The organism is Bradyrhizobium sp. CCBAU 21365, assembly GCF_015291305.1.
Lineage (GTDB): Bacteria > Pseudomonadota > Alphaproteobacteria > Rhizobiales > Xanthobacteraceae > Bradyrhizobium > Bradyrhizobium elkanii.
The window spans coordinates 7,185,120-7,211,389 of record NZ_CP030036.1 but is presented as its reverse complement, the minus strand read 5'-3'; the positions used below and the strand labels follow the sequence as shown (position 1 = coordinate 7,211,389).

The 26,270-nt window shown below is 66.1% G+C and carries 22 protein-coding genes; 14 read left to right on the top strand and 8 right to left on the bottom strand.

Features of this window, described 5'->3' with window-relative positions; all coding sequences use genetic code 11:
- The first annotated feature begins 120 nt into the window (after window positions 1–120).
- The 5 genes from pgm (at window position 121) to XI02_RS33880 (ending at window position 7,282) form a co-directional block, all read left to right on the top strand.
- Window positions 121–1,761, top strand: coding sequence for a phosphoglucomutase (alpha-D-glucose-1,6-bisphosphate-dependent) (pgm, locus tag XI02_RS33900; RefSeq protein WP_172647217.1), 1,641 nt, complete (start codon window positions 121–123; stop codon window positions 1,759–1,761).
- A 23-nt stretch (window positions 1,762–1,784) separates the two neighbouring features.
- Window positions 1,785–2,741: an NAD(P)-dependent oxidoreductase gene (locus tag XI02_RS33895; RefSeq protein WP_069279486.1), complete on the top strand. Its 957-nt coding sequence runs from the start codon at window positions 1,785–1,787 to the stop codon at window positions 2,739–2,741.
- Entirely contained in the window at window positions 2,734–3,609 is an 876-nt protein-coding gene (locus XI02_RS33890) for a dihydrodipicolinate synthase family protein (RefSeq protein WP_016842404.1), read from the top strand. The genes XI02_RS33895 and XI02_RS33890 overlap by 8 nt, the downstream gene beginning before the upstream one ends.
- 97 nt (window positions 3,610–3,706) lie before the next feature.
- The gene (locus tag XI02_RS33885; RefSeq protein WP_172647218.1) at window positions 3,707–4,795 is read left to right on the top strand and encodes a S1C family serine protease; all 1,089 of its coding nucleotides are present in this window, start codon (window positions 3,707–3,709) and stop codon (window positions 4,793–4,795) included.
- Between the two features lie 159 nt (window positions 4,796–4,954).
- A complete protein-coding gene (locus XI02_RS33880) occupies window positions 4,955–7,282 on the top strand; it encodes a xanthine dehydrogenase family protein molybdopterin-binding subunit (protein ID WP_194483252.1) in 2,328 nt (775 codons plus the stop codon).
- Window positions 7,283–7,379: 97 nt separating this feature from the next.
- Here XI02_RS33880 and XI02_RS33875 read toward each other — a convergent pair whose 3' ends face one another.
- Genes XI02_RS33875 through XI02_RS33865 form a run of 3 tightly spaced genes read right to left on the bottom strand, consistent with a single transcriptional unit; the run spans window position 7,380 to window position 10,598 of the window.
- The gene (locus XI02_RS33875; RefSeq protein WP_172647220.1) at window positions 7,380–8,576 is read right to left on the bottom strand and encodes an acyl-CoA dehydrogenase family protein; all 1,197 of its coding nucleotides are present in this window, start codon (window positions 8,574–8,576) and stop codon (window positions 7,380–7,382) included.
- Between the two features lie 13 nt (window positions 8,577–8,589).
- Window positions 8,590–9,735 (bottom strand): acyl-CoA dehydrogenase family protein, encoded by a 1,146-nt coding sequence (locus XI02_RS33870; protein WP_172647221.1) that lies wholly within the window; start codon window positions 9,733–9,735, stop codon window positions 8,590–8,592.
- Between the two features lie 8 nt (window positions 9,736–9,743).
- A complete protein-coding gene (locus XI02_RS33865; RefSeq protein ID WP_172647222.1) occupies window positions 9,744–10,598 on the bottom strand; it encodes an enoyl-CoA hydratase in 855 nt (284 codons plus the stop codon).
- Between the two features lie 159 nt (window positions 10,599–10,757).
- Here XI02_RS33865 and XI02_RS33860 point away from each other — a divergent pair, with 159 nt between their 5' ends.
- The 3 genes from XI02_RS33860 to XI02_RS33850 are packed head-to-tail and all read left to right on the top strand — an operon-like array spanning window position 10,758 to window position 12,784.
- A complete protein-coding gene (locus XI02_RS33860) occupies window positions 10,758–11,369 on the top strand; it encodes a LemA family protein (RefSeq protein WP_016842409.1) in 612 nt (203 codons plus the stop codon).
- A gap of 21 nt (window positions 11,370–11,390) precedes the next feature.
- Window positions 11,391–12,287 (top strand): YgcG family protein, encoded by an 897-nt coding sequence (locus XI02_RS33855; RefSeq protein WP_172647223.1) that lies wholly within the window; start codon window positions 11,391–11,393, stop codon window positions 12,285–12,287.
- 2 nt (window positions 12,288–12,289) lie between these two features.
- Window positions 12,290–12,784: a TPM domain-containing protein gene (locus XI02_RS33850; RefSeq protein ID WP_172647224.1), complete on the top strand. Its 495-nt coding sequence runs from the start codon at window positions 12,290–12,292 to the stop codon at window positions 12,782–12,784.
- A gap of 86 nt (window positions 12,785–12,870) precedes the next feature.
- Here the strand turns inward: XI02_RS33850 and XI02_RS33845 are convergent, their stop codons facing one another.
- From XI02_RS33845 to XI02_RS33835, 3 genes are all read right to left on the bottom strand, one after another.
- Window positions 12,871–13,485 (bottom strand): glutathione S-transferase family protein, encoded by a 615-nt coding sequence (locus XI02_RS33845; RefSeq protein ID WP_016842412.1) that lies wholly within the window; start codon window positions 13,483–13,485, stop codon window positions 12,871–12,873.
- Between the two features lie 139 nt (window positions 13,486–13,624).
- Window positions 13,625–14,434, bottom strand: coding sequence for an MBL fold metallo-hydrolase (locus tag XI02_RS33840; protein ID WP_028334939.1), 810 nt, complete (start codon window positions 14,432–14,434; stop codon window positions 13,625–13,627).
- Entirely contained in the window at window positions 14,431–14,805 is a 375-nt protein-coding gene (locus tag XI02_RS33835) for a Crp/Fnr family transcriptional regulator (protein ID WP_018273297.1), read from the bottom strand. Before XI02_RS33835 ends, XI02_RS33840 begins: the two co-directional genes overlap by 4 nt.
- Before the next feature lie 204 nt (window positions 14,806–15,009).
- On the opposite strand from XI02_RS33835, the gene XI02_RS33830 reads away from it, so the two are divergent.
- The 3 genes from XI02_RS33830 to XI02_RS33820 all read left to right on the top strand — a co-directional run bounded on the left by XI02_RS33830 (window position 15,010) and on the right by XI02_RS33820 (window position 18,050).
- A complete protein-coding gene (locus tag XI02_RS33830) occupies window positions 15,010–16,044 on the top strand; it encodes a hypothetical protein (RefSeq protein WP_172647225.1) in 1,035 nt (344 codons plus the stop codon).
- A gap of 194 nt (window positions 16,045–16,238) precedes the next feature.
- Window positions 16,239–17,786 carry a hypothetical protein gene (locus XI02_RS33825; protein WP_172647226.1) on the top strand — a complete coding sequence of 516 codons (1,548 nt, stop codon included), beginning with the start codon at window positions 16,239–16,241 and terminating at the stop codon, window positions 17,784–17,786.
- 99 nt (window positions 17,787–17,885) lie between these two features.
- Complete coding sequence (locus XI02_RS33820) at window positions 17,886–18,050, top strand: hypothetical protein (RefSeq protein ID WP_016842419.1); 165 nt, start codon at window positions 17,886–17,888, stop codon at window positions 18,048–18,050.
- 25 nt (window positions 18,051–18,075) lie between these two features.
- Here the strand turns inward: XI02_RS33820 and XI02_RS33815 are convergent, their stop codons facing one another.
- Both XI02_RS33815 and putA read right to left on the bottom strand, forming a co-directional pair.
- Window positions 18,076–19,281 carry a CaiB/BaiF CoA-transferase family protein gene (locus tag XI02_RS33815; protein WP_172647227.1) on the bottom strand — a complete coding sequence of 402 codons (1,206 nt, stop codon included), beginning with the start codon at window positions 19,279–19,281 and terminating at the stop codon, window positions 18,076–18,078.
- 299 nt (window positions 19,282–19,580) lie between these two features.
- On the bottom strand, window positions 19,581–22,589 hold the full coding sequence (gene putA, locus XI02_RS33810; RefSeq protein WP_172647228.1) for a bifunctional proline dehydrogenase/L-glutamate gamma-semialdehyde dehydrogenase PutA: 3,009 nt from the start codon (window positions 22,587–22,589) through the stop codon (window positions 19,581–19,583).
- A 114-nt stretch (window positions 22,590–22,703) separates the two neighbouring features.
- Here putA and XI02_RS33805 point away from each other — a divergent pair, with 114 nt between their 5' ends.
- The 3 genes from XI02_RS33805 (at window position 22,704) to XI02_RS33795 (ending at window position 26,174) form a co-directional block, all read left to right on the top strand.
- Window positions 22,704–23,165: an Lrp/AsnC ligand binding domain-containing protein gene (locus XI02_RS33805; RefSeq protein WP_172647229.1), complete on the top strand. Its 462-nt coding sequence runs from the start codon at window positions 22,704–22,706 to the stop codon at window positions 23,163–23,165.
- A gap of 104 nt (window positions 23,166–23,269) precedes the next feature.
- Window positions 23,270–23,893 carry a hypothetical protein gene (locus XI02_RS33800; RefSeq protein WP_172649101.1) on the top strand — a complete coding sequence of 208 codons (624 nt, stop codon included), beginning with the start codon at window positions 23,270–23,272 and terminating at the stop codon, window positions 23,891–23,893.
- A 208-nt stretch (window positions 23,894–24,101) separates the two neighbouring features.
- Window positions 24,102–26,174: a tetratricopeptide repeat protein gene (locus tag XI02_RS33795; protein ID WP_172647230.1), complete on the top strand. Its 2,073-nt coding sequence runs from the start codon at window positions 24,102–24,104 to the stop codon at window positions 26,172–26,174.
- Window positions 26,175–26,270 lie beyond the last annotated feature (96 nt).

The window sequence follows — 26,270 nt, the reverse complement described above, 5'->3', positions numbered from 1 at the left end:
GCACGGAACGAAATGCCATCGGCTTGATTGAACGTCAGCCGCCATGGTAGCACGCCAAGATATCGCGCAATGGCATCACCATTGCGCAGATGGTCGGCGATACCAGATCTGAGAGGTCACGTGACTGCACCAAATCCTGCCGCCGGCAAACCCATCGATCCCGCCTCGCTAGCCAATGTGCCGCGGCTGGTCACGGCCTATTTTGACGGTAAGCCCGATGCCAGCGATCCTACCCAGCGGGTTGCGTTCGGCACCTCGGGCCATCGCGGCTCGTCGCTGAAGAATTCCTTCAACGAGGACCATATCCTCGCCACCACGCAGGCGATCTGCGATTACCGGCGCGAGAAGGGCCTTACCGGGCCGCTGTTCATCGGCATCGACACCCACGCGCTGGCCGAGCCGGCGCTGGCCAGCGCGGTCGAAGTGTTCGCGGCGAACGGCGTCGAGATCATGATCGATGCGCAGGGCGGCTACACCCCGACGCCGGTGATCTCGCACGCGATCCTGAGCTACAACAAGGGCCGCAGCACGGGCCTTGCCGACGGCGTCGTCATCACGCCGTCACACAACCCGCCGGAGGACGGCGGCTACAAATACAATCCGCCGCATGGCGGTCCGGCCGACACTGACGTCACCGCTGTGGTCGAGAAGAACGCCAATCGCTATATCGAGGCCGGCCTCAAGGGCGTCGCGCGGCTGCCCTATGATCGCGCGCGCAAGGCAGCGACCACGCATCTGCACGACTACATCACGCCCTATGTCGCCGATCTCGGCAACACCGTCGATCTCGCGCTGATCAAGTCTGCCGGCGTCAAGATCGGCATCGACCCGCTCGGCGGCGCGGCGGTGCACTACTGGCAGCCGATCATCGCGCGCTACGGCATCAATGCCACCGTCGTCAATGATGCCGTCGATCCGACCTTCCGCTTCATGACCGCGGACTGGGACGGCAAGATCCGGATGGACTGCTCGTCGCCTTATGCGATGGCGAGCCTGATCGGGATGCGCGACCGGTTCGACGTCGCCTTCGCCAACGACACCGATGCCGACCGCCACGGCATCGTGACCCGTTCGAACGGGCTGATGAACCCGAACCACTTCCTCGCCACCGCGATCGCCTATCTCTTCGCGCACCGCCCGCAATGGAGCAAGGACGCCGCGATCGGCAAGACCATCGTGTCGAGCTCGATCATCGATCGCGTGGCGAAGAAGCTGAACCGCAAGCTGGTCGAGACGCCGGTCGGCTTCAAATGGTTCGTCGACGGGCTCGGCAGCGGCGGCTTCGGCTTTGCCGGTGAGGAGAGCGCGGGCGCCTCGTTCCTGAAGCGCGACGGCTCGGTGTGGACCACCGACAAGGACGGCATCATCCTCGGCCTCTTGGCAGCCGAGATCATCGCCAAGACCGGCCGCGATCCGAGCGAATTGTTTGGCGAGCTGACCGCCGAACTCGGCGTTCCCTATTACGAGCGCATCGATGTCGCGGCGACGCCGAAGCAGAAGAACGCGCTGAAGGCGCTCGGGCCCGAGCAGCTCAGCATGACGCAGCTCGCCGGCGATGCTGTGCGCGCGGTCAGGACCAGGGCGCCGGGCAACGACCAGCCGTTCGGCGGCATCAAGGTCGAGAGCGAGGCGGGCTGGTTCGCCGCGCGTCCCTCCGGCACCGAGGACGTCTACAAGATCTACGCCGAAAGCTTCCGCGGGCCGGATCATCTGAAGCAGATCCAGCGCGATGCGCAGGCCGCGATCGCCAAGGTGTTCTGAAAGGCGCGGGCCGGGCGGAATTCATGCGAATATTGTTGACCGGCTCCTCCGGCTGGCTCGGCCGTTTCCTCGCGCCGCGGCTTCGACAGGCCGGCCATGACGTGGTCGGCCTCGACGTCGTCCCGGGCGAGGCGACCGATGTTACAGGTTCGGTAGCCGAACGATCGGTGGTCGATCGCGTGTTCGCCGATCGCGGCATCGAGGCCGTGATCCATGGCGGCGCGCTGCACAAGCCCGATATCGCGCGGTTCGCGCCGCAGGCCTTTGTCGACGTCAACGTCACAGGCACGCTCAATTTGCTGCAGGCAGCAGTGGCTGCCGGCCACGACCGTTTCGTCTTCACCTCCACGACCTCGCTAATGATCTCGCAGGCGATCCGCGACGAGGAAGGCCATGCTGCGGTGTGGCTCGACGAGACGACAGGACCGCTCGAGCCGCGCAACATTTACGGAGTGACAAAACTCGCCGCCGAAGGGCTGTGCCGTCTGTATAGCCGCGAGCACGGGCTGAACTGCGCGGTGCTGCGCACCAGCCGCTTCTTCCCCGAGGATGACGACACCATCCGCGACATCCATGGCGAGAACCTGAAGGCGACAGAGCTGCTGTACCGCCGCCTCACCGTCGAGGACGCCGCCGATGCCCATGTCGTGGCGCTGGACAAGATCCGCGGCTTCGAGGTCTTTGTGATCAGCGCGCCGACGCCGTTTGCGCGCAGCGATGTCGCCGACCTGAAGACGGATGCGGCCGGGGTGATCGGGCGCACCTTCCCCGATGCGCCGGCGCTGTTCGCGCGGCGCGGCTGGCACCTGCCGAAATCGATCGGCCGGATCTACGACGCGAGCAAGGCCGAGCGCCTGCTCGGTTTCCGCGCTGGCACGGATTTCGCAGCGGTGCTCGGCGCCTTGCGCAGCGGTGCGCCGCTTCCCTTTGCGCACGATCCCGACTATGTCTCGCCGTCAACGAGGCTCGCAAATGGCTGATTTCCACGGCGTCTTTCCGTACCTGGTGTCCCCGGTCGACCCCGCCGGCCATGTCCGCACCGAGGTGCTGGGCCGGCTCTGCGACGATCTGATCAAGGCCGGCGTCCACGGCTTGACGCCGCTCGGCTCGACCGGCGAGTTCGCCTATCTCAACAATGCGCAGCGCATGCAGGTGGTGGCGACCACGATCGAGGCCGCGCAGGGCCGCGTGCCTGTGATCGCCGGCGTTGCCTCGACCTCGACGGCGGATGCGGTGGCGCAGGCCAAGGCCTACCAGAAGCGCGGCGCGACCGGCATCCTCGCGATCCTGGAGGCCTATTTCCCGGTCGCTGATGCGCAGGTCGAATCCTATTTCCGCGCCATCGCCGATGCCGTCGACATTCCGGTCGTGATCTACACCAATCCGAATTTCCAGCGTTCCGACCTCACGCTCGACGTCATCGCGCGGCTCGCCGGGCATCCGCGCATCGGCTACATCAAGGACGCCTCGACCAACACCGGGCGGCTGCTGTCGATCATGAACCGCTGCGGCGACAGCCTCAAAGTGTTCTCGGCCTCGGCCCATATTCCGGCCGCGGTGATGTTGATCGGCGGCCACGGCTGGATGGCGGGCCCGGCCTGCATCATCCCGCGGCAGAGCGTCGAGCTCTACAATCTGTGCCGTCGCACCCGCTGGGACGAGGCGATGACCTTGCAGCGCAAGCTGTGGCGCATCAACGAGGCGTTTGCCCGCTTCAACCTCGCCGCCTGCATCAAGGCCGGGCTCGCGAGCCAGGGCTACGACGTCGGCGATCCCGTGCCGCCGCAGGCGCCGCTCACGGCCGAGCAGCGCAAGGTGGTCGAGGCGGCGTTGCGCGATCTGGCCTGAAGCCGTCGGGGGCTGCGCGGCAAAATGCCGGGCAATCCGCCTTGGCTATTCCGGAAACCTCCGCTTGGTCAGCGCGTTTGTTGCGTGGAGCACACCAATGAATCGGCGTACCGTCCTTGTCCTGGCCGTGATTGCGGCCGTTCTGCTGATATTCGCGGCCGGCAGCATCCGACAGGCGCCGTGGAGTGGCCCGGTTGCCCGCGCGGTCGCCGAACGCGGCGCGCTGTCGGATGCCGAAAAGGCCAATGTCGAGATCTTCGAGAAGGTCTCGCCGTCGGTCGTGCAGGTGGTGACGCAAAACGCTGCCAATCCGCTGAGCGAGGAGCAGGAGGGCGGTGCGGCGTCGGGCACCGGCATTGTCTGGGACAATGACGGCCACGTCGTCACCAACAACCATGTGGTGCAGAACGCAAGCCAGGTCGCGATCCGCTTTGCCTCCGGCGAAGCGGTACGCGCCGAAATCGTCGGCACGGCGCCGAATTACGATCTGGCCGTGCTGCGCATCCGCAGCGCGCGCAAGCTGCCGCCGTCGTTGGCGCTCGGCAGCTCGTCCGATCTGAAGGTCGGCCAGTTTGCCTATGCAATCGGCAACCCGTTCGGGCTCGATCAATCGATGTCGAGCGGCATCATCAGCGCGCTCAAGCGCCGGCTGCCGACCTCGAGCGGCCGCGAGATCTCCAACGTGATCCAGACCGACACCGCGATCAATCCGGGCAATTCCGGCGGCCCGTTGCTCGATTCCGCCGGCCGGCTGATCGGCGTGACCACGGCGATCCTGTCGCCGTCGGGCTCGAATGCCGGCATCGGCTTCGCGATCCCGGTCGACATCGTCAATCGCGTGGTGCCCGAGCTGATCCGCAACGGCCGCGTGCCGACGCCGGGAATCGGCATCGTGACCGCGAATGAGGCGGTCGCCACCCGTATCGGTGCCGAAGGATTGATCGTGGTGCGCACGACACCGGGGTCGCCGGCCGAGCGCGCCGGGATACGCGGCGTCGACATGTCGACCGGTGAGCTCGGCGACGTGATCACGGCGATCGACGGCAAGCCGGTGCATCGGCTCTCCGATCTGGCCGACCAGCTCGAGCAGATCGGGGTCGGCAAGAAGGTGCGGCTCAGCGTGAACCGCGACGGCTCGGCGCGCGATGTCGAGGTCGCCATCGTCGATATCGGCCGGGCGCAATAATGTCGTCACTGGCCTGACGCGTGCCACCGGATTGTGCTTTCGCGCGCCGCGCGACGAGGCGCCTGTCCTCCGGCCGGCGCGTGGTTGTCAGGCCGCCAAAATCCGCTAAAACCCCCGCCAAATTCTCTGGAAATTCTTGGAAGCTCGAAGGACCCTCTGATGAACATTCTTCCCGGCAATATGCGTTTTGGTGCGGGCCAGCCAGTCAAGCGTCTGGAGGACCAGCGGCTGGTCACCGGGAAGGGGCATTTCATCGACGACAAGCCGCAGGACGGCGCGCTGTGGCTGCACGTGCTGCGCTCGCCGCACGCCCACGCCAACATCAAGTCGATCGACGCCAAGGCGGCGCTGGAGATGCCCGGCGTCAAGGCCGTCTATACCGGCGCCGACCTCGTCAAGGACGATATCGGCACGCTGCCGACGCTTGCGATCTTCAAGCGGCCCGACGGCTCGCCGATGACCGTGCCGCCGCGGCGCCTGCTGGCGCATGAGGTGGTGCGTTACGCGGGCGAGGGCGTCGCGGCCGTGGTCGCGACCTCGCGCGTGCTGGCGCAGACCGCGGCCGAAGCGATCGAGATCGATTACGAGGTGCTGCCCTCGGTGGTCGATCCGGTCGAGGCGATCAAGCCGGGCGCGCCGGCGGTCTGGCCGGAGGCGCCCGACAACATCGTGGCCGCGATGAGCTATGGCGATGCCGCCAAGGTCGAGGAAGCCTTCGCCAATGCCGCGCACAAGGTGTCGCTTGATCTGGTCAGCCAGCGCCTGGTGCCGTCGGCGATGGAGCCGCGCTCGACCATTGCCGAGATCGAGAAGAAGACCGGGCGGCTGATCCTCCACGTGCAATCGCAGACCCCGGGCTCGACCCGCGACCTGCTGGCGGAATCGATCCTGAAGCGTCCGAAGGACAGCGTGCGCGTGCTGGTCGGCGACATCGGCGGCGGCTTCGGCCAGAAAACCAGCCTGTATCCGGAAGACGGCATCGTCGCCTATGCCGCGACCAAGCTGAATGAGAAGATCCGCTGGCGCGGCGACCGTACCGACGAGTTCGTCGGCGGTACCCATGGCCGCGACCTCACCTCGACCGGCGAGTTCGCGCTCGACGCCAAGGGCCGCGTGCTGGCCTATCGGGTGCGCTCGATCGGCGGCACCGGCGCCTATTCGTCGGGCACCGCCAACATCATCCCGCTGGTGCTCGGCCCGTTCGTGCAGACCGGCGTCTACGACCTCCCGCTGGTGCATTTCGAGGTGAAGTCGGTGATGACCCACACCGCGCCGGTCGGCGCTTATCGTGGCGCCGGCAGGCCCGAGGCGGTGTTCATCGTCGAGCGGCTGTTCGACGCCGCCGCGCGCCAGATCGGCATGGACCCGCGCACCATCCGCAAGGTCAACTACATCAAGCCGGCGCAGCTGCCCTACACCAATGCGGTCGGCCAGGTGTACGATTCCGGTGCCTTCGCGCATATGCTGGAGCGCGCGTCCGATTTGGCCGACTGGAACGGCTTTGCCGCGCGCAAGAAGGCGGCGAAGAAGAAGGGCCTGCTCTACGGCCGCGGCCTGACCAGCTACATCGAGTGGACCGGCGGCCGCGCCCACACCGAGAAGGTCTCGCTGCACGCGACCGCCGAGGGCCGCGTGATCCTCTGGTCCGGTACGATGGCGATGGGGCAGGGCCTCGCGACCACTTACACCCAGATGGTTGCCGATACGCTCGGCATCTCCATGGACAAGATCGACGTCGTCCAGGGCGACACCGACCTCGCCACCGGCTTCGGCAGCGTCGGCTCGCGCTCGCTGTTCGTCGGCGGCACCGCGGTTGCGGTCTCGACCAACGACATGATCAACAAGGCGCGCGACAAGGCCTCCAATTTGCTGGAAGCCTCCGTCGAGGACATCGAGTATCGCGACGGCTTCCTCACGGTGGTCGGCACCGACAGGCGCATCAGCCTGTTCGAGATCGCGGCCAAGGAGAACGGCGCAAAGCTCTCGGTCGAGAGCGAGGGCAATGTCGACGGGCCGAGCTGGCCGAACGGCACGCATATCTGCGAGGTCGAGATCGATCCCGAGACCGGCGTCACGCGGGTGGTGCGCTACACCACGGTCGACGACGTCGGCGTCGCGGTCAATCCGATGCTGGTGACGGGGCAGGTGCATGGCGGCGTTGTCCAGGGCATCGGCCAGGCGTTGTATGAAGGCGTGGCCTATAGCGAAGAAGGCCAGCTGCTGACCGCGAGCTATCAGGATTATTGCATCCCGCGCGCGGACGACATTCCGCCGATCACGGTGACGCTCGATGGCTCCGCGCCGTGCAAGACCAATCCGCTGGGCGCCAAGGGCTGCGGCGAGTCCGGTGCGATCGGCGGCCCGCCCTGCATCACCAACGGCGTGATGGATGCGCTGAGCGAGGTCGGGATCACGCAGCTCAATACGCCGCTGACGCCGGCCAAGATATGGCAGGCGATCCGCGACGCCAAGGTGGGGGCGGCGTAGTGTCATTCCGGGGCGCGCGCCAGCGCGAACCCGGAATCTCGCCACAACATCGAGGTTCCGGGTTCATCGCTCTGCGATGCCCCGGAACGACGGTGCCCTACAGCCCCAGCACCATCTTCGCGATGATGTCGCGCTGGATCTCGGACGATCCGCCGAAGATCGTATAGGCGCGGCCGTTGAGATATTCCGGCACCACCGGCAGCAGTTCTTCGGGGATCGCCGGCTCGTGGTTGAGCCGGTAGAACGGCCGCGCCGGCTCGACGGCAAGCCCGTCCTGGCCGATCACGTCGACGCCGAGCCGCGTCACCGCCTGGCGGATCTCGCTGACGCGGAGCTTGATCAGCGACGACACCGCGCCCGGATTCTGCCCGGTCTGCAGCGCCGACAGCACCCTGAGCTCGGTCATCTCGAGCGCATCGATATCGACCTCGGCCTCCGACATCCGGATCGCGATATCGGGATCCTCGATGGCGCGGCCGGTGACGTCGGAGCCCGCGAGATCGGAGATTGTTTTCAGCGCCTCGCGTAGCTTGGCCGACGCGATGCCGGAGCCGCGCTCGAATTCCAGCAGATATTTGCCATAGGTCCAGCCCTTGCCTTCCTCGCCGACGCGGTTGGCGACGGGCACGCGGACATCGTCGAAGAACACCTGGTTGACCTCGTGGTCGCCGCCGATGGTCAGGATCGGGCGCGTGGTGATGCCCGGCGTCTTCATGTCGATCAGGATGAAGCTGATGCCGTCCTGCTGCCGTTCGCCGTCATTGGTGCGCACCAGCGCGAACATGCGGTTGGCGTGGTGGGCGTGCGTGGTCCAGATCTTGGTGCCGTTGATGATGTAGTCGCCGCCGTCGCGCACCGCGCGGGTCTTCAGCGAGGCGAGGTCGGAGCCCGAGCCCGGCTCGGAATAGCCCTGGCACCAGTAATCCTCCCCGGAGAGGATTCGCGGGAGGTAGAAGTTCTGCTGCTCGGGCGAGCCGAACCCGATGATGACGGGGCCGACCATCTTCACCCCCATCACGTTGACATTGGGCACGCCGGCGCGGGCGCACTCGGCCTCGAAGATCCAGCGCTGCGCCGGCGTCCAGTCTGGTCCGCCATGCTCCACCGGCCAGCCCGGCGCACCCCAGCCCTTTTTGTGCAACGCGCGCTGCCAGGCCATGCCGATATCGGGGTCGGAGAACACCGACGGCGTCAGCGCGGTGGCGCGCTTCATCTCCGGCGTGAGGCTTCCGGCAATGAAATCGCGGACTTCCTGCTCGAAGGCGCGTTCCTCGGCGCTGAAGGTGAGATCCATGGTGCGCTCTCTGTTAGGCGTGGGCGCGGCCGCTCAGCGCGGCGTGGCGGCGATAGTGATGGGCGCTGTTGCCGAACAGCGTGTCGAAGGCGAGCAGCCGCTTGAAATAGGCGCCGATGTCGAGCTCTTCGGTGACGCCCATCGCGCCGTGTAGCTGCACCGCCTGCTCGGCGACGAAGCGCGCGCATTTGCCGATCTTCGCCTTGGCGCCGGACGCCGCACGGCCGCGGGCCACGGGCTCGGCATTGGCCATCAGCGCGGCGCGCAACGCCATCGAGCGCGCCTCGTCGACCTGCATCGCCACGTCCGCGAGGCGATGGCGGATCACCTGGTTGGCCGATAGCGGCCGGCCGAACTGCTTGCGGATTTTGGTATATTCGAGCGTGGTGTCGAGCAGCGTCTGCATGATGCCGACCGCCTCCGCGCCGAGCGCGGCCATCGCGCGGTCGACCACGGTTTCGATCGCGGGCAGCGCATCGCTGCCGTCGCCGAGCAGCGCATCGGCGGGCAACTGCACGTCCTTGAGATCGAGATTGCAGCCGCGCCCGCCGCCGAGCCGCGCGTAATCGCGCAAGGTGAGTCCGGGCGTTCCCGCCGGCACCAGGAACAGGCCCAGCTTGCCGGATGCACCATTGGCGTTGGCGATACGGGCCGAGACGATGATCCGGCTGGCCGCCGCGCCGTCGAGCACGGCGATCTTGCTGCCGTTCAACCGCCAGCCATCGGCGGTCTTGCTGGCCGTGGTGTCGACATAACCGAGGTCGAAGCGCGCGGCGCGCTCGGAATGCGCGAAGGCGAGCGTGAGCGCGCCCTCGGCGATTTTGGGCAGGGTCGCCTGCTTCTGCGCCTCGGTGCCGCATTCGGCGACCAGCGCGGCGCCGATCACGACCGTGGAGAGGAACGGCTCGGACACCAGCCCGCGGCCGAACGCTTCCATCAACAGTCCGATCTCGATCGCGCCGCCGCCGAGCCCGCCATGGGCTTCGCTGATCGGGAGCGCCAGCCAGCCGAGCTCGGCGAACTGTTTCCAGATTGCGGGCGAATAGCCCAGCGGATCGTTCGCCGCTTTCTTGCGATGCTCGGGGTTAAAGGTTTCCGCCACGAAGCGGTCGGCACTTTCGCGCAGCAGGCGCTGCTCGTCGCTGAGGGTGAGGTCCATCTGGCTGACTACACGTTGGCGGTTTTCTTGACGGAGGGATGCAGACCCGCGGGGTCCACCACCATGCCGAATTCCTGCAGGTTGTGGGCGTGGCAGAGCTGATGCAGCGCGAAGGCCTGATCGATCGCGGCAGGCTGCCCCATGATGTCGATCGAGCGGTTCACCGCTTCCTTGGAAAGCTTCAGCGCAAAGGCGGGCTTTGCCGCGATCCGCCGCGCCAGCGCCAGCGTAAAGGACGAGAGATCGCCGCGCGGCACCACGTGATTGACCATGCCGAGGCGATGCGCCTCGTCGGCGCTCCAGACGTCGGCGGTGAACAGCATCTCCTTGGCCTTGCGCGCGCCGATCTCCCAGGGGTGCACGAACCATTCGACGCCGCAGACGCCCATCGTCACCACGGGGTCGCAGAACTCGGCATCGTTGCTGGCAACGATCAGGTCGCAGGCCCAGGCCAGCATCAACCCGCCGGCAATGCACTTGCCGTGCACCTCGGCGATCGTCGGTTTTGCCAGATTGCGCCAGCGCCTTGTGATCTGCAGGTAGATCTCCTGCTCGCGCGCGAAACGGCCATGGGCGTTCGGCTCAGCGAAGCCGCCCCAATTTCCGACTGGCGGGAAATCGACACCCGCCTGGTTCTTGGCCCCTGGCCTGAGATCGTGACCGGCCGAGAAGTGCGGGCCGTTGCCGGCGAGGATGATGACCTTGACCGCGTCGTCCTGCACCGCCCGGTCGAAGGCAGCGTTGAGGTCGTAGGTCATTTGCAGGTTCTGGGCGTTGCGGGCCTCGGGGCGGTTCATCACGATCCGCGCAATCGCGGGCTCGGGCCGTTCGACGACAATCGTCTCGAATTGTTCAGACGCCAATGGATCCTCCCGCGATCGATTTTTTTGCCATGATGAACGGCGCGGGCAGGGATAGGCAAGCGTCATCATCCGCAAAAGAAGCCGCGAAATCCGCCGCACGGGATTATCCGGCGAAAATCTGTTAAGCTGATGCAGAATCCACCGGGGAGGACCATCTTCATGCGCAAGCTTTGGACCGTGCTCGCAGCGCTGGCGACATTGAGCCTGACCAACTGCGGCTACAACGCGATCCAGACCAACGACGAGCAGGTCAAGTCGAGCTGGTCGGAGGTGGTGAACCAGTACCAGCGGCGCGCCGATCTCGTGCCCAACCTGGTCAACTCGGTGAAGGGCTTTGCGCAGCAGGAGAAGGACGTGCTGCTCGGCGTCACCAACGCGCGCGCCAAGGTGGGCAGCATCCAGGCAACGCCCGAGGTGCTCAACGATCCGGCAGCGTTCCAGAAGTTCACGCAGGCGCAGGGCGAATTGACCAGCGCGCTGTCGCGGCTGCTGGTCGTCACCGAAAACTATCCGCAGCTGAAATCGGATGCGCTGTTCCGCGACCTGATGGCGCAGCTTGAGGGTACCGAGAACCGCATCACGGTGGCGCGCAATCGCTACATCAAGACGGTGCAGGACTATAACGTCGGCATCCGCACCTTCCCGAACAATCTGACCGCGATGGCGTTCGGCTACAAGGAGAAGCCCAACTTCACGGTCGACAATGAAAAGGAAATATCGACCGCGCCGAAGGTCGATTTCAATAATCCGTCACCGGCGCCGTCGAAATAACGCCGGAGTGCGCGCATCGCGATGACCGCCGCACGCGTTATCCTGCTCGCCTTCCTGCTGGGCTTCGTGTGCCCGGCATGGGCCGAGGTCGCGGTGCCTCCGCTCACCGGCCGCGTCGTCGACCAGACCGGGACGCTGTCCGCCGGCGATATCGCATCGCTGACAGACCGGCTGAAGGACCTGGAGGCCCGCAAGGGCAGCCAGATCGCGGTCCTGATCGTGCCGACCACCGGCGAAGAAACCATCGAGCAGTTCTCGATCCGCGTGGCCGAGGCCTGGAAGATCGGGCGCAAGAAAGTCGATGATGGTGCGCTTCTTGTCGTCGCCAAGAACGACCGGCATTTGCGCATCGAGGTCGGCTACGGCCTCGAAGGCGTGCTGAGCGATGCCGTCACCCACCGCATCATCGACGAAGACATCACGCCGAAATTCAAGGCCGGCGATTTCGCCGGCGGCATTTCGGCCGGCGTCGACCGGATGGTCCGCCTGATCAATGGCGAGCAGTTGCCGGCGCCGGAGCCCGAGCATTGGCAGGCGCCGAACCTGGTCGATTTCGCCAATCCGGTCGTGATCTTTGGCGTCATCATTGTGGCAGGTTTCCTGCGCGCCCTGCTGGGGCGGTTGTTGGGCTCGGTCGCGACCGGCGGCATCGTCGGCGTCTTCACCTGGATGATGGCCGGCTCGCTCGCCACGGCGCTGGTGGTCGGCCTGTTCGCCGCCGTTGCGGCGCTGATCTTCGGCGGATTGAACTTTGGCGGTCCGGCGGCAGGCTCGGGACCGTACCGTCGCGGCGGCGGTTATTCCGGCGGCTGGTCCGGCGGCGGGGGCTGGAGCAGCGGCTCGAGCTCGAGCGATAGCGGCGGCTTCAGCGGCGGAGGCGGCAGCTTCGGCGGCGGCGGCGCCTCGGGGAGCTGGTAGGCATGGGCATCAAGCGCATCGGCAAGCATCTGCTCGAACACCGCTGGCGGGTGCGGCGTGATTTTCCGCCGCGCGTGCTCGACGCCATCGAGCGGGCGATCAAGGCCGGCGAGGCCACTCATTCCGGCCAGATACGTTTCGTCGTCGAGGGCGCGCTCGACGGCGTGCCGCTGTTCCGCAACCAGCCTGCACGGGAGCGCGCGCTCGACGTGTTCTCGCATTTGCGGATCTGGGACACCGATCACAACAATGGCGTCTTGATCTATCTGTTGCTCGCCGACCGCGATGTCGAGATCGTCGCCGACCGCGGCGTCGACGCGAAGGTCGGCCATGCCGGCTGGGAGGCGATCTGCCGCACGATGGAAACGGATTTCCGGGCAGGCCGCTTCGAGCAGGGCGTGATCAAGGGGATTGAGGCGGTGTCGCGCGAGCTGGCGAAATATTTTCCGCCTCCGGCCGGCCCGAATGAGCTGCCGGATAAGCCGGTGGTGATTTGAGCGCGTCATTCCGGGGCGATGCGAGAGCATCGAACCCCGAATCTCGCGCTACAACATCAGGATTCCCGCAACGACGAGTGGCGCGCTTACGCCTTCACCGATGGCCGCGCGCCGACGCGGTTGAACCAGGCGACGATGTTGGCGTTCGACTGGTCGAGCGGCTGGCCGACCTGGTTGCCGAAATCGAGCCAGCAATAGAGCAGCATGTCGGCGAGCGTGAAGCGCTTGCCGCAGATGTAGTCGCGGCCGTCGCCCATCTGGTCATCAAGCCACTTGATGCGGTTGGCGGCGATCATCTTCAGGCCGGGCGAGGCTTCGGGCGCAACGGGAATGCGCTTCTCGAAGAATTTCAGCGCTTCGCCGAAGCGGTAGCCGTTGGCGAGCGGCTCGGCGATGTTGAGATCGACGCGGCGCGTCCACATCCGGCATTCCGCGCGCTCTTCCGGCGTGGTGCCGATCATCGCGGGCGAGGGGTGCTTCTCCTCGAGATATTCGCAGATCGCGGTGATCTCGGAGAGGTAGTTGCCGCAGTCCAGCTCGAGCGCCGGCATCTGGCCGTGCGGATTGCGCTTCAGGTGTTCCGTCTCGCGGTTCTCGCCCTTGCGCAGGTCGACGGTCTGCTTGGGTATCTCGATGCCCTTCTCCGCCATGAACATGCGCACGATGCGCGGATTGGGTCCGATCGAGTCGTAAAGCTTCATGGTCCTCGCTCCCTGTTTCTTCAGCGTTGTTGTTGCCGCTGTTGAACAGGCCGCGCGCGGATTTGTCAAATGTGAAGGTGCTCGGTCGCCCGAACGTCATTGCGACCCGTTGGCTCGCAACGACGGGGAAGGATTGAGCTCAATCGTCGAGCTTGTTGAGGTCGCGCACCGACTGCATGATCGGCTCGAAATTCGAGCGCGCATCGAGCGCGTCGAACAGTTGCGCGGTGTCCTCGAGCAGGCCGTGCGAGCGCTGCAGCGCGATCCGCACATCGTCCTGCGGTGTATCGGACAGCCGGCCATGACCCGACAGCAGGATCTTCGAGTTGAGGCCCTTCAGCCGCTCCAGCGACTGGATGTAGTCGGCGATCGAGCCGGAGCCGAACACGCCGCCCATCACGCCGCCAGGCATCAGCGTGTCCGCGGCGAACAGCAGGCCCTTGTCCTGGTCGAACAGCGTGATGCAGGCCGAGGTGTGCCCCGGCGTGTACATCACGTTGAGGCGGAAATTGCCGAGGTCGATCAGGTTGCCTTCCTCGAGCCAGATGTCGATATCGATCGGTACGTTCGGCTCGTTGAACATCTTGCGCAGCATCGAGAAATCGTCGCGCAGCATGATCTTGTTGGCGGCGAGCCGGTGCGCGGCGATATAGGCGCTGCCGTGGAAATGATAGGCCGCGCCGATGTGGTCGAGATGCTCATGGCTCAGCACCACCATGTCGATCATCTCGGGCGTCACCCCGAGATGGTTGAGACAGGCGACGAGCGATGGATAATTGCTCGACAGTCCGACGTCGATCATGATCGTCCGCTTGCTGCCGCGCACCAGATAGGCGTTCGCCGCACGGTTCTTGAAGCGGATCTGATAGACGTCGTCGGCGGCCTGGATCAGCGTTGCGACCTCGGCGTCGAACAGCGTCTTGAACGGACTTGGCTTGCGGTCGCTCATGGGGTTGCCGCCGTCCGGTAAGTGACCGCGTTGGATGCGCGCAGGCGCTTCGAGAGCGCATCCATCACCATCAGCGCAAACGCCGGTTGCTGGCTGACCAGATAGACGAAGCGGGCGTGGTTGATCCGCATCACCCGCGTTGCGGGCGCGGAGGCGATTGCGGTCGCCGAGCGCGCCGAGCCGTCGATCACGGCCATCTCGCCGAAGAACTCGCCCTTGCCGAGGCTGACGATAACAGTCTTGTTTCCGCGATCGATCTTGGCGATGTCGACCTTGCCGTCGAGCACGACAAACAGCTCGCGGCCGGTCGAGCCTTCCTCAAAGATGACGTCATCGACACCAAATTCCTTGATGCATTTCTCGATCGTCATTGCGCTCTCCTGCCTTCTGGCTGGAAGATGGCGGTATGTTAATCGGGAAAGCGCCGCGCGCAAACGGAAGTGGCGCAGATTGCCGCAGGGCAGCATCGCCCAAATCCGGCCCGGAAAACTCCCTAAAATTTAGGTAATGGCGGAGCGGGGTAACCATTTCGCAAGCAATAAAAGTTACCGAATTGTCAACCTAGTCTGGAGACTTTGAACGTGAGTGAGCAGCAGAGCGAGCCGGTCAGCGGTCAAACCGGCGCCGAAATGGCGGCGAAAAGCGAGCCTGTGATGGCCGCGGCCGGTGTCGAAGCTCCCCGGCTTGCGCCCGAGCAGGAAGAGACGTCGCCGAAGGCGGACGCCCCCCGGATGGACGCGTCCAAGATTGAACCCTCGAAGGTTGAACCGCCCAAGATCGAGTCCATGATCGAGCCGACCAGTATGGACGTTCCCAAGGTCGAGACCGGCAAGCGGGAAGAGCCGCATTTTCCGGGCAAGCTGATGATCATGGCGCCGGGTGACCGCACCTGGGACCATGAGGCGACCGCATCCAGGCCGGGCGCCGAACAGGCGGCCAAGGCGGCAGGCAAGCCGGCCGGCACGCGCCGGATCGGGGCAATGGCCGCGGTGATCGCGCTGGCGACCGTGGCCGGCGCCATCGGCGGTGCGCTCGCGACCGCAGGGCTCGGCCATCTTGCCACCCCCGCCGTCGCCTCCGCGACGGATACGGCTGCCAGGGACGCGGCGGCGAAGGAAGCGGCCGATGCCGCGCTCGCCCGGATCGAGTCCGAAATCGCCGCGCTGAAGGCCAGCGTCGAGCAGACCGCCAAGGCCGGCCAGGCCCAGTTCAGCAAGGCCAGCGACCGGATCGAGAAGGTCGAGAAGGCCCAGGCCGAGCCGATGGCCAAGCTCAACAAGCTCAGCGAGGCGGTCGACAAGCTTCGCGCCACGCCTCAGACGACCGTCGCCGCGGCGACGCCCGCCCGCGAGGTCACGGGCTCGGTCACCCCGGCGACTGCCGCGGCGGCGCCCGCCGCGCCCAGGCCCGAGGTCGGCCGCCTGCCGGTGGTCGACGGCTGGGCGCTGCGCGACGTCGGCAATGGCGGCGCGCTGATCGAGGGCCGCGGCGGCATCTACGAGGTTTACGCCGGCGACCCCGTCCCGGGCCTCGGCCGTGTCGACGCCATCCGCAAGCAGGATGGGCGTTGGGTGGTCATCACCAGCAAGGGCCTGATCGTTTCGCGCTAGAGCATTCTCGATTCTGATTGAATCAGAACCGAAGATCTAGCTCGTCGCTTGGACGCGTTTTCTTCACGCGAACCGGGGTCCACTTCGCTCGAAAACGCTATGATCTCCGCAACACGACAACACCAAGGCGCTTCACCACGATGTGAAGCGCCTTTTTTCTTGAATAGGGTTTGCCGCGCGGTGTTAGTGAGGGCATGAGCCGCGCGCTGAAATGCCTCCTGCTGATGTCCGTTCTGCTCTGCGGCGCCGTGCCCGCGCGTGCCGCCGAGGATCGCGCGCTCGAGCGCGGCGCGGCGGTGATCGATCCCGCCATCCTGCGCGCGCTCGATCACGGCCGCTTCAACCTCGGCCGGATGCTCGCACCCGAGCGTTCCGCCGACACACCGCCGTCCAACCGCGATCTGTTCGCTTTGCCTGCGATGGTGCCGGTGCGCGAGGCGCTGGATCGCGAATTCGATCGCTACGTCGCAAAGCATGAGTCAAGCCTGCCGAATGAGAGCATCGGTGTCGGCGACGGCTTCGCGTTTCAGCTGTTCGACCGCGCGCTGCTTGAATCCGCCGACGTCCGCTTCGTGCTGTCAGGCATCGTCAACCGCATGGACCGTGCCTATGTGGCGCCGAAAGACTGCGGCGAGATCCGGCTGATCTACCGATTGACCCGCACCGATGTGCCGCCGATCGGCGAGAACGCGGTGTCGCAGCGGCTGCCGATGACGCTGAACCTTGTGCTGAAGGCGAAGGGCGACGGCAACGACGCATCGCTCGGCTGCCGCGACATCGCGCGGCGCTGGCTCGCGACCGGCAGCGCGCCGCCGGCGATGGAGAAACTGTCCGGCAAGGATGGTCCGCTCGACCTGATCGATGCGCGCAATATCGATCGCATCGAGACCAATCTGCAGATCGCGCACGCGCCGAAATCCGCGGTGCGCGATTTCCGCACCGACTATCTGCTCAAAGTGTTCGACTATGACGGCGCGGCAAAGCGCTTTGCCGAAGCGCCGCTGGAGAACCAGATCGATCGCGACCGCATCTTGGCCGACGAGGCGCTGAGGCGCGACTTCAAGGCGTGGCTGCTCGATCCCAGGCATTTTGCCGAGCTCGATCGCGGCACCTTGCTGATCCCGGATCGCTTCCTCGCGACCGCAGCGGTCGCGCCGACGCCGACCGGTTTCGATGTCAGCGAGTTGGAGCCCGAGTTCGGCATGGTGCAGGGCGACAGCACGGCCGGCAATGCGGTGTTCTCGGACGGTGACGTCGTCGGCGCCCTGCAGAAGGCTGCGGCCGACGGAACGAAGCTGCAAAACATCCAGTCGCTGGCCGGCTTCGAGCGGCGCCTCAACGATGTCACCTGCGCCGGTTGCCACCAGACTCGTGGCATCGGCGGCTTCCATTTCCCCGGCGTCGACTGGATGGCGGCAAAGCCGTCGAACTCCACCGTGGTGCCGGCCTCGCCGCATTTCTTCGGCGACCAGCCTCGCCGCCGCGATATCCTTGCAAGCTTCCGCGACGGCAAGGCGCCGGACTTCTCGCGCGGCTTCTCCAACCGGCCGCAGCCGCGCGGCAGCACCGAGCTTGCCGGCACCGAATACAGCGACGGCTGGGGCGCGCACTGCTATCTGCCGGGCGCGAGGCCGGCCGAGAGCGACCGCAGCTTCCGCGGCTGGACCTGTGCCGAGGGCCTTGCCTGCCAGGTTGCCGGGAAGGCCTCGCGCATCGGCATGTGCTTCGTGAAAGGCCGGTGATTTCAGCCGGAACCGAAGCGGCTGCGCGTCATTATTCGATGCTACATTCCACGTCGCGACCATATCCCGAACAGCCCAGCCTTGAGCGGAGACCGGCCGATGAGTGCTCCCGAGGACGACAAGCAGCGCGACCGCGAGATCGCGGCCAACGAGGCCGAGCGTCAGGCGGTCAGCGCCGTCCGCGTCAGCAGCTGGGCGATCGGGCTCGCGGTCATCGTCGGCATCATCGCGGTGGCCCTGGTCTGGGCCTGGATGACGCGCTGAAGCGACGCTCGACGGGGATCGTCCGCTACGCCACTGCGCCGGATGCACGCAGCTTCTGGATCGTGGCTTCGTCGTAACCGGCCTGGCGCAGGATCTCGTCGGAATGCTCGCCGACCTCGGGCGGCTTGCGCGGCTGCACCTTCCTCGCGCCGTCGATGAAGATCGGGCTGTTGACGGTCAGCATGGTGTCGTTCTCGAAGCGCACCAGCACCTCGTTCTCGATCATCTGCTTGTCGTTCGGGATGTCGTCGAGGATGCCGACGACGCCGAACACGAGACCATTGCCGTCGAGGATCTTGCGCCATTCGGCGAGGTCCTTGCCGGCGAACACCTCGTCGAAGATCTTGATCAGCTCGACCGAGCGTGCATGGCGGTCGGCCTTGGTGGCGAAGCGCGGATCGGCGACGAGGTCCTCGCGGCCCATGCAGCGCGCCAGCGTCGGCCATTGCCGGTCTTCGTTGAGCAGCGACAGGATCAGCCAGCGGCCGTCCTTGCACTTGTAGTGGTTGGTGACCGCGTTCAGCGCCTCTTCGCGCGGCTTGCGCTTCTTGAACTTGGCGCCGGCGAGCTTGGCCTGCGCCAGCACGCCGTTGGCCCAGACGCCGTTGGCCATCAGATTGGTCGAGACGTGCGAGCCCTTGCCGGTCTTCTCGCGCTGGAACAGCGCGGTGACGATCGCGCCGTAGAACGCCATCGCGCAGGGGTGATCGCCCATGCCGGCGACCGAACGCGCCGGCGTGGTCTCCTCGTCGGCGCGCACCAGATCCATCAGGCCGGAACGGGCCCAGTAGGCGTTGGAGTCGAAGCCGGGCTTGTTGGCCTCTTCGCCCTTCTCGCCATAGCCGGTGAAGGAGGCGTAGATCAGCCGGTCGTTGAGATGGGCAAGATGGTCGTGGGTGATGCCGAGCTTCTGGCGTACCTGCGGCGGCATGTTGGTGATGAACACGTCGGCCTCGGCGACGAGCTTGTACAGCACCTGCTGCGCGTCGGGCTTGGTGAGGTCGAGCGCGAGGCTCTTCTTGTTGCGGGCTTCCAGCATCCACGCGAAATTGTGCTCGCTCGATGGATAGCCGGGCAGGTTGGGCAGATTGCGATAGGGGTCGCCGGCGCCGGGTGGCTCGATCTTGATGACGTCGGCGCCGAAGTCGGACAGCACGGTGGCGGCCGCGGGCGCCGCGATGAAGCTCGCGCAGTCCAGGACCTTGAGCCCGTCAAAAATGCCTTTTTCCATCGTGCCGTCGCTCCCGTGGCGCTTGTTGGTGTTTTTCCGGTAGCTGGAATTATCGTAAGCAATGATCCCGATCGGACCGCCATTTGACCCATCTGGGGGGCACGATGCAACGGCACTTTCTTACCCTCCCCTGGAGGGGGAGGGTCGGCTCACATTGAGCGAGGCGAATGTGAGACGGGGTGGGGTGAATCTCTCAACACGGGCAGCGTTCGCGTGGAGGGACCTTCACCCCACCCCGCGCCGCATCTCGCTTCGCGCGATGCGACACGACCCTCCCCCTCCAGGGGAGGGTGAAGCGCTTACTCCACCCCCGCCATCAGCGCCGCATTGCCGCCGGCGGCGGCGGTGTTGATCGTGATCATCTGCTCGGTGGCGAAGCGCGCGAGGTAATGCGGGCCGCCGGCCTTGGGGCCGGTGCCGGACAGGCCGCTGCCGCCGAACGGCTGCACGCCGACCACGGCGCCGATCATGTTGCGGTTGACATAGATGTTACCGACCTGGAGGCGGTCGATCACGTGCTCGATCGTGTCGTCGATGCGGGAATGGATGCCGAGCGTCAGCCCGAACCCGGTCGCCTCGATCGCGGTCAGCACCTCGCCGAGCTTGTCGGCGCGGTAGCGCACCACGTGCAGGATCGGGCCGAACACCTCTTCCTTCAGTTGCCCGGCCGCCGACAGCTCGAAGATGTGCGGCGCGACGAAATTGCCTGATGGCGCCTCGCCGGCGAGATGGACCTGCGCCTCCTGCTTCATCCGCGCGATATGCGCATCGAGCCGCTGCTTGGCCTCGGCATCGATCACCGGTCCGATATGCGTCGACGGCTCGGAGGGATCGCCGATCTTCAATTCGCGTGCGGCGCCGGCGATCATCTCGATCATGCGGTCGGCGACGTCGTCCTGCACGAAAAGCAGCCGCAGCGCCGAGCAGCGCTGGCCGGCGGAGCGGAACGCCGAGGTCACGACGTCGTCGGCGACCTGCTCGGGCAGCGCGGTGGCGTCGACGATCATGGCATTGATGCCGCCGGTTTCGGCGATCAGCGGCACGATCGGGCCGTCCTTGGCCGCGAGCGTGCGGTTGATCGATCGCGCGACCTCGGTCGAGCCGGTGAAGACGACCCCGGCAATGGCAGGATGCGCCACCAGCGCGGCGCCGACCGCGCCGTCACCCTGGACCACATGCAGCGCCGATGTCGGGACGCCGGCCTGATGCAGCAGGGCGACGGCTTCGGCTGCGATGCGCGGCGTCTGTTCGGCCGGCTTTGCGATCACCGCATTGCCGGCCATCAATGCCGCCGTCACCTGGCCGAGGAAGATCGCGAGCGGGAAATTCCACGGCGAGATCGCGACGAACGCACCGCGGCCGTGCAGCTCCAGCACATTGCTTTCGCCGGTCGGGCCCGGCATCGTCTCGCCTTCGCCGAACAGCTTTTGCCCCAGCGCGGCATAATAGCGGCAGAAGTCGATCGCCTCGCGCACTTCCGATAGCGCGTCGTCGAGCGTCTTGCCGCCCTCGCTTTGCAGCAGAGCGAGGAAGTGGGCGCGGCGCTGCTCGAGCAGGTCGGCGGCCTTGTCCAGGATCGCCGCACGTTTTGTGGCCGGCGTAGCATTCCAGGCCTTGAAGCCGCGGCGCGCCGCGGCAACGGCGGCATTCGCCTGCTCGGTGGTTGATGGGGTGATGGAAGGCGGGGCCTTGCGCTCGGCCGCGATCGCCGATGTCGTCGTGTCGAGCGCCTTGCGTTCGCCGAATTCGATGCCGTGCGAATTCTCGCGCTGCGGCCGATAAAGCTCGGCCGGCAACGGAATCGCGGCGTGCGACGCCTTGTCGTCGGTGCCGACGATCTCGGCCGGGCGACGCAGCAGGTCCACGATGGACACGCGATTGTCCGCGGCCAGCGCCACGAAGGACGAGTTGGCGCCGTTCTCGAGCAGCCGCCGCACCAGATAGGCGAGCAAATCACGGTGGCTGCCGACCGGCGCATAGGTGCGGTGGGCGATCTCGGGCCGGTCCTCGCCGAGCTGCGCATAAAGCGCTTCTCCCATGCCGTGCAGCCGCTGGAATTCGAAGCTCGAGGGATCGTCGGCGAGGTCGAGGATGGTTGCGACCGTCAGCGCGTTGTGGGTGGCGAATTGCGGAAACAGCCGCGGCCGCAGCGCCAGCAGCTTGCGCGCGCAGGCGACGTAGTTCAGGTCGGTCATCGCCTTGCGGGTGAACACCGGATAGCCGTCGAGCCCGCGCTCCTGCGCGCGCTTGATCTCGGTGTCCCAATAGGCGCCCTTGACCAGGCGCACCATCATCCTGCGGTCCAGCGCGCGCGTCAGCGCATCGACATAGTCGATGACGTCAGCGGCGCGCTTCTGATAGGCCTGGATTGCGAGGCCAAAGCCGCTCCAGCCGGCGAGCGAGGGGTCGGCGAACGCGGCGGCGATGACGTCGAGCGACAGCTCCAGGCGGTCGGCCTCCTCGGCATCGACGGTGAAGTTGAGGTCGAACGCCTTGGCGCGGCGGGCGAGATCGATCAGCTGCGGCACCAGCTCGGTCATCACCCGCGCGTGGCTCACCGCCTCGAAGCGTGGGTGCAGCGCGGAGAGTTTCACCGAGATGCCGGGCCGGTCGGGCAGGGGCTGGTCGCCGGCCGCCTTGCCGATCGCCTCGATCGCGCGGGCGTAGGATTCGAAATAGCGATGGGCATCGTCGGCGGTGCGCGCACCCTCGCCGAGCATGTCGAACGAATAGCGCGAGCCGCGCGCCGTGTGCGATTGCGCGCGCGACAGCGCCGCCTCAATGGTCTCGCCGAGCACGAAATGGCTGCCCATCAGCCGCATCGCCTGCCGCGTCGCGGCGCGCACCGCCGGCGCACCGAGCCGCTTGGTCAGCCGCCCGATCGTGCCCTGCGGCGTCTCGCCGGGCTGGATCACGCGGGCCGACATGCCGAGCGCCCAGGCCGAGGCGTTGACCAGGAACGCGCTCGATCTGGTCTCGTGGTTCACGAAGTCGCCCTGGCCGAGCTTGTCCTCGATGAACTGGTCGGCGGTGCGCGCGTCCGGGACCCGCAGCAGCGCCTCCGCCAGCACCATCAGCGCCAGCCCTTCCTTGGTCGAAAGCGCGAACTCCCGCAGCATGTCCTCGACCCCGCCGAGCGGATCGTCATTGGCCCGGATCGCCTCGATCAGGCGGGTTGCGGTGCGGTCGATCTGCGCCTCCGCCTCCGCGCCGAGCTTCGCGTCCTGGCGCAGGCGGGCGGCGATGGCGGCGTCGTCGGGCGCGTAGGGCGCGCTGAACGGGGACGGGAGCAGCGACGGGTCTGGCATGGCGGTTCCTTGAGATTGTGTGGGAACACGTACGCGCTAGCGAACCGTAGTTCGATAGACAAATTAGCAGATTTGCCTTAGAAAATCAGGATCAATTCGATAATTGCCGTAGATATGACTGATATCGACAAGATTGACCGCAAAATCCTCTCGATCCTGCAAGGGGATGGCCGGATTGCCAATGTGGAACTGGCCGAGAGGATCGGCCTGTCGCCGACTTCGGTCGGCGAACGGCTGAAGCGGCTGCAGCGCGACGGCTTCGTCGAGGGCTATGGCGCGCGGCTCAATCCGCACCGGCTCGGGCTTGGCCTTCTGGTGTTTGTCGAGGTGCTGCTCGACAAGACCACGCCCGATGTATTCGAGAAGTTCGCCAGGGCGGTCCAGACCGCGCCGGAAGTGCTCGAATGTCACATGGTGGCCGGCGGCTTCGACTATCTGGTCAAGGCGCGGGTCGCCAACATGACCGCCTATCGCAGGTTTCTCGGCGAGACCCTGCTGGCGCTGCCGGGCGTACGCGAGACGCGAACCTACGCGGTGATGGAGGAAGTCAAGCGCGACGCGCCGCTGCCGGTCTGATCCACAGCCATGCGCCGGATGTCTTGGCATCGTGGCGCACCCGCGATAATCCTTTGGTCGAGTTGGGGCGGTGGTTCATGAAAGACGCTGATCAGCCGATACGAATGAAGCGGGCCGGATTTGCCGGCGCGCTTGCTGTGCTCATGCTGTCGTTGCCGTCAGCCATGCCGGCCCGCGCGGCCGAACTCAGCTCCGGCATCATGCAGCTCTACACCTCGGTCTCGATCTATCCGCCATCGGCGACGGGGATGACGGTCTGTTACGGCTTCGTCTGCCGACGTCGCGAGATGCTCGACTTCAGCGCAGCCGACCGAGCGGCCCTGGCCAAGATCATGGCCGCGGGCCGCGCCAATGCCGCTGCCGAACGCGCGGCCGTGCAAAAGGCCGTGATCTGGTTCGACCGCCGCATGGGGCCGATCCTCGGCACCGACAAGCGCGTGGCGAAAGCGGATTTTCGCGCCAACGACGACAAGCATAATTATGATTGCTGGGACACCACGCGGAACACGACCAGCCTGATGCTGGTGATGCAGGCGTGGAACCTGTTCAGGTTTCACGACGTCGGGGATCCCCACTACCGCGGATTTTCGTTGGCGCAAACGCCGCACAATACCGCCGTTCTCGTCGAACGCGCGAGCAAGGTGGAATGGGCCATCGATCTGTGGCCCCGCGGCTATCTGCAACCGCCTGACGTCATGACCATCGCCAAATGGGTGACGGAAGATTGAACGGCTGCGCATTGCAGCTGCGCGTTCCGCGCCGTTCCAACCTCATTGATCGCAGCGATAGCGTTCCGCGTGACGCTGGAACCGAACGTCAGGATTCGAACAGTAAGCTTCGAACGATATGGTTCCAAAAAATACGTTCAGCGCCCATCACCATAAGAACCAAGTGACGCGTTAACACCGGCAGCATTCGGTCACCCGAGGCTACCACATGCGTTCACGCTCGATCTGCATTGACGCCGCCGCCGGCGGCGTTCGTTTCCCACAGCTGCTGGCGCTTGCGTTGCTGCTTGGGCCTGTGTTCGCCGGCCCGGCCCGCGCGAGCGATGTCGAGGATTGCGGCGGGCCGCCGACGGACAAGGCCGAGGCGGCGTGCTCGGGCATCATCAACGATACCGCACGCTCCACGGAGGATCGCACCAAGGCCTTCACCGGCCGCTCGCGATTTGACATCGCGCGCGGCAAGATCGATCAGGCCCTCAGCGATGCCGATGCGGCGGTGCAGCTGAATGGACAATTCGTGCCGGCGCTGATCGCGCGCGGCTATGTCCAGCAACGCAAGGGCAGCCCGGATCAGGCCCGCGCCGATTTCGATCGCGCGATCGAGCTCGAGCCGAAGAACCCGTTCGGCTTCCTGGCGCGCGGCAATCTTCGCGCCGACCAGCACGCCTGGAGCGATGCGATCTCGGATTACGGTCAGGCGATCACGTTGCGGCCGGATCTCCCCGCTGCCCATGTCGGGCGCGCGCGGGCTTATGTCGAATCCGGACAGCCCGATGCGGCGCTGGCCGACGCCAACACCGCGATTGCCGTCAACGCGAGCACGCCGAATGCGTTCTACTGGCGCGGTCAGGCCTATCGCCGCAAGGGCGACATGGATCGCGCGATCGAGGATTTCTCGCGCGCGATCGCGCAGGCGCCGCAGGCCGAGCGCAACGCCTATTTCGCCCGTGCCCAGCTCTACAGCGCCAAGGGCGACTATACCCGCGCGATTGCCGACTTCGACCGGCTGTTGACGGCTCTTCCCGACAACAAGGAAATCCAGCAGCAGCGCCAGCAGGCGGTCGCGATGCAGGCCGAACTCGCCAAGGCAGCAGGCGGCGCCGCGCCGCCACAGGCCGCACCGCCGCCAGGTGCAATGGCGGGGCGGCCAGCCGCGCCGGCGGCGGGTAACCAGCAGGTCGAGCAGGCCAAGCAGTTCGTCGCACAGGGCAACAACGCGGGCGCTGTTGCCAATCTCACCCAGGTGCTGGGCGGCGACCCCCGCAACGAGGCTGCGCTGCGCCTGCGTGCACTGGCCTATTCAAGGCTCGGCCGGTTGGCGGACGCGCGCAACGATCTCAATGCCCTGCTCAAGCTCAAGCCGGACGATCCGCAGCTGTTGGCGTCCCGCGCGCTCAATGCCGCCGGCATGCGGCAGTTCGATGAGGCCATGGCTGATGCCGGACGTGCCATCACGCTCGATCAGAACAATTCGTTGGCCTATCTGGCGCGCGGCCTCGTCAAGGCAGGCACCGGCAAGGTGCAGGACGCACTCGCCGACTACGATCATTCGATCTCGCTGAATCCCAAGGAGACGCTCGCCTTCACCGAGCGCGGGCTCGCCCATATCGGTCTCAACCAGCTCGACAAGGCGCTGCTGGATTTCGATCAGGCCCTGGCGCTGGTGCCGACCAATCTGGTCGCCAAATCGTGGCGCGGCCTCGCGCTGATGCTCAAGGGCCGTGCCGATGAGGGGCTGGTCGATATCGACGCTGTGCTGGAGCGAAGCCCGAACAATCCGACGGCCCAACTCGGCCGCGGGCTCGCGATGCTGACCTCGTCACAGTACGACCGCGCCATCGCTGCCTTCGACCAGATCATCACGCGGGCGCCCAACGATGCCTTCCCGCATGTGCTGCGCGCCCGGGCCTATCTCGGGCTGAAGAAGCCGGATAACGCGATGAAGGATCTCAACTTCATCCTCTCTGCGCGGCCCGATTATCAGCCGGCGCTGACATTGCGCGGCATCACCTGGTCGGCGTTGCGCAACTACGACAAGGCGGTCGAGGATCTCGACCGGGCGATTGCGCAGAAGGAGACGGTGGAGGGCCTGTTCGCCCGCGCCAAGGCGCAGGAGGCGCTCAACCATGCCGACAAGGCGACCGAGGACTTCCGCAAGGCAACGCAGCTCACGCCGGCAAGCGTGTTCGACGTGCTGGCGCAGGCCGAGTCGAAGCGCAAGGTTCAGGAGCTGTCGAAGCGGGTGCCGTGCGGCAACGGCCAGAGCGGCACCTGCCTGTGACGCGGCAACTCAGCGGCCGCGCGCTTTGCTGGAGCAAAGGATGAACGTCGGCGCGCGCTGGCGATGGCGGCCGAAAAAAAGCTCAACGGCGTGGCG